Source organism: Bacillus sp. SIMBA_031, assembly GCF_046535225.1.
Taxonomy (GTDB): domain Bacteria; phylum Bacillota; class Bacilli; order Bacillales; family Bacillaceae; genus Bacillus; species Bacillus velezensis.
This window is the reverse complement of the sequence record NZ_JAWRXC010000019.1, coordinates 1-3,304: the sequence shown is the minus strand read 5'-3', so window position 1 is coordinate 3,304 and position 3,304 is coordinate 1. Positions and strand designations below refer to the sequence as shown.

2 protein-coding genes are annotated in these 3,304 nt (G+C 32.8%); both read left to right on the top strand.

Annotated features, from left to right (window positions below):
• On the top strand, window positions 1–473 hold a 473-nt coding region (locus tag SB724_RS19275; RefSeq protein WP_410572386.1), incomplete at its 5' end, for a condensation domain-containing protein.
• An 81-nt stretch (window positions 474–554) separates the two neighbouring features.
• A partial coding sequence (locus SB724_RS19270) for a non-ribosomal peptide synthetase (RefSeq protein WP_410572384.1) occupies window positions 555–3,304 on the top strand: 2,750 nt, incomplete at its 3' end.

Here is a 3,304-nt window from a genome sequence, read left to right as displayed (position 1 = left end):
AAGAACTTTTGAAAGAAGTAAAGGAGAATTCACTGCAGGCATATGACAATCAAAGTTATCAGCTCGAAGAGTTAATTGAGAATATAGCTATTAAAAGAGACATTAGCAGAAATCCTTTATTTGACGTGATTTTCAATTTGAATAACATCGAATATGAAGTTGATTTGACGCTAGATGGAATTGAACTCAAACAAGTAAATTTAGAAAATGATTTATCAAGAGTAGATTTGAGTTTAGTTGGATTTGAGAGTGGTTCGGAGATCCATTTGAAACTGGTCTATTCTACAAAACTATTTAAAAAACCTACCATAAAAAGGGCGATAGAAGATTTAAACACTATACTAACCAAGGTTTTAAAAGATAGTAGCATTATTCTCGGGGACATTCAGCTATTAAATAAAGATGAAGAAAAATATATTTTGAATGAAAAGAATAAAGTAAGCGATTTGAGAAATGTAGAGTTTTCATTTTAATCCCGGCTTTCAAAAAGCCTTACCAGAGTATGAGTCATAAAGCTTATACTCTGGTAATTAATAAAACAGATGGAGGTTAACATGAATAAGGATACAGGTAATCAACACTTATCCGAACAAGAGCAGTATTGGAAAGAGCTTCATTTAGAGGGTATAGAAAAAACGAGAGTGGGTTATGATTTTTATTCTGACCAGTATGAGAAAAAAACCATATCGTTTCCTATAAAAAAAGATGTCTTAGATAAGTTGAAGTCTGTTACAAAAGGGAATGACATGCTTGAATATGTGATTTTCTTAGCAGTTTTTAATATAGAGTTATATAAGTACACAGGTAATGATGAAATAGTAATTGGAGTACCGGTTTATTTCTCGGATGAGAAGCGGCCGCTATCAATAAAAAATAAAATGCTGCCATTTAAATGTTCTATAAATGGGAACGTAAATATTAAAAGGTTTCTTTTAGACATACAGAAGAAATTATTAGATGTATATGAAAATCAATATATAGATTTGGTTCCTGCTTTTAGAAAACTAAATATGCCCTTTACATTACCTGAATTAACTCCTGTTAGTATTACTTACAACCCGCTGCATGCAGAAGGTGATATCGAATATATTTGCAATTCACAAAAAAATGAAATAACTATTTGCTTAGAGAAAAATCAAGCTGAAGAGGTTGAGATGGTTTTAGTATTTAATTCAGCTCTTTATGAAGAAGTGACGGTTATTCATTTTGCAGAAAGATTCATACACGCTTTAAATGAAATGTTAGGTAATCTCGATCGTTCCGTAAGAGATGTAGGTTTGCTGACTGAGACACAAATGAACCATATATTATATGAGTTTAATAATACAAATATAGAGTATAAAGAAATTAATAAGCCTATCCATGAACTATTTGAATTCCAAGCTGAAAAAACACCCGATCAAACAGCTTTAATATATGAAGATAATAAAGTTACTTATAAAGAATTGAATGATAAATCTAACGCTTTTGCGAGGACATTAAGGAGTAGAGGGATTCAGTCTGAGGATATAGTTGGGATTATGTTGGAAAGATCAATAGAAATGGTGGCAGGAATTTTGGGGATTTTAAAATCCGGTGCTGCTTATATGCCAATAGATCCTAAAAATCCAAAGGATCGAATAGAATACATGTTGCATGACGCACAAACAAAAGTTTTGGTAAGTGAAAAACGCTTTATTAGTGATATTAAGTTTGAAGGAATTATTATAGATGCAGGTAATAGTGAAACTTTTAAAGGAGATGTAAGCCGTTTAGAACAAGTCAACCAACCTAATGATTTAGCTTATGTGATTTATACGTCAGGTACAACCGGAAATCCTAAAGGGGTAATGGTAGAACATCATAGTTTGACTCAAACAATGTTATTTCTGAAGAACGATTATCAATATAGTAAGAATAATATTGTTCTCCCAATAATTAATTATGCGTTTGATGGTTTTGTTCTTTTATTCTATACACCTTTAATTGCAGGCAGTAAGGTTGTATTAGTAAATAACGAGGAAATGGTCAATCCTTATAAGATAAGTGAAATTATAAAAACTTTAGGAGTTACAGATTATTTCAGTGTACCTTCTATTTACTTAACGGTATTGGATTATATTTCTCTAGAAGAATCCATAAGTTTAAGACAAGTAACATTAGTTGGTGAGGAACTGCCAGTTAAAGCAATCGAGTATACAAACCGATTGGATCGTAATATAGAAATTGTTAACCGTTACGGTCCGTCAGAGAATACGGTAGAAACAACAGCTATGAGACATGTTGAGAGATATGACAAAATTATGATAGGTAAACCGATCGCAAATACGAAAGTTTACATAGTAGATGAAGACCATAATATATTGCCTATTGGTATACCAGGTGAAATATGCATCGGAGGCAGCAGGTTAGCTAGAGGTTATTTAAATAGGCCTGAACTGACTAAAGAAAAATTTATAAACAATCCGTTTGAAAAAGGCCAGCGAATGTACAAAACAGGAGACAGAGCGAAGTGGCTCTCTGATGGAACCATTGAATTTCTGGGAAGAAAGGATAATCAAGTAAAGATTAGAGGACAAAGAATCGAACTTAAAGAAATAGAGGACTGTTTGCTCCGCCATCCCGATGTTAAAGAAGCATTTGTGCATGCTGAAAAGAATTCTGATCTTGATCAGTACATCATTGCTTATGTAGTAAGGAGTACTGCGAGCATTTCAGATATAAAGAATTATCTGAATGAAAGCCTCCCGTACTACATGGTGCCTTCTTATATCATGCAATTGGAGAAGATGCCTCTCACGAATAATGGAAAGACTGACTTTCGTTCATTACCAAAGCCAAATGTAAATGATAACGTAAACCTCTATGCAGCTCCAAGAAATAACATTGAAAAAGAATTAGTTGACCTTTGGCAAGAAGTATTAGGGGTCATTAAAGTTGGTATAGATGATAACTTTTTTGATTTAGGCGGACATTCTCTGAAAGCAAATGTATTCATTAGTAAACTTCATAAAAATCTAGATATTGAACTACCGATCAAAGAACTTTTTATAAACCCTACAATTCGGGCTTTAAGCGATGTAATTAACAGACGTACAGAAAAAAGTTACGAAATGATTCCAGCTTGCCAAAAAAGTGATTACTATGAAGCTTCCTCTGCCCAAAAAAGAATGTACATGATTCAACAATTGGAAAATAGAACAGCTTATAATATGCCAATCGTCTTTGCGATAAAAGGCGATATTGATTCTAAAAAAGTAGAGAAAATCTTTCAAAAACTGGTGGACAGACATGAGTCATTACGAACATCTTTTGAAGATGTGAA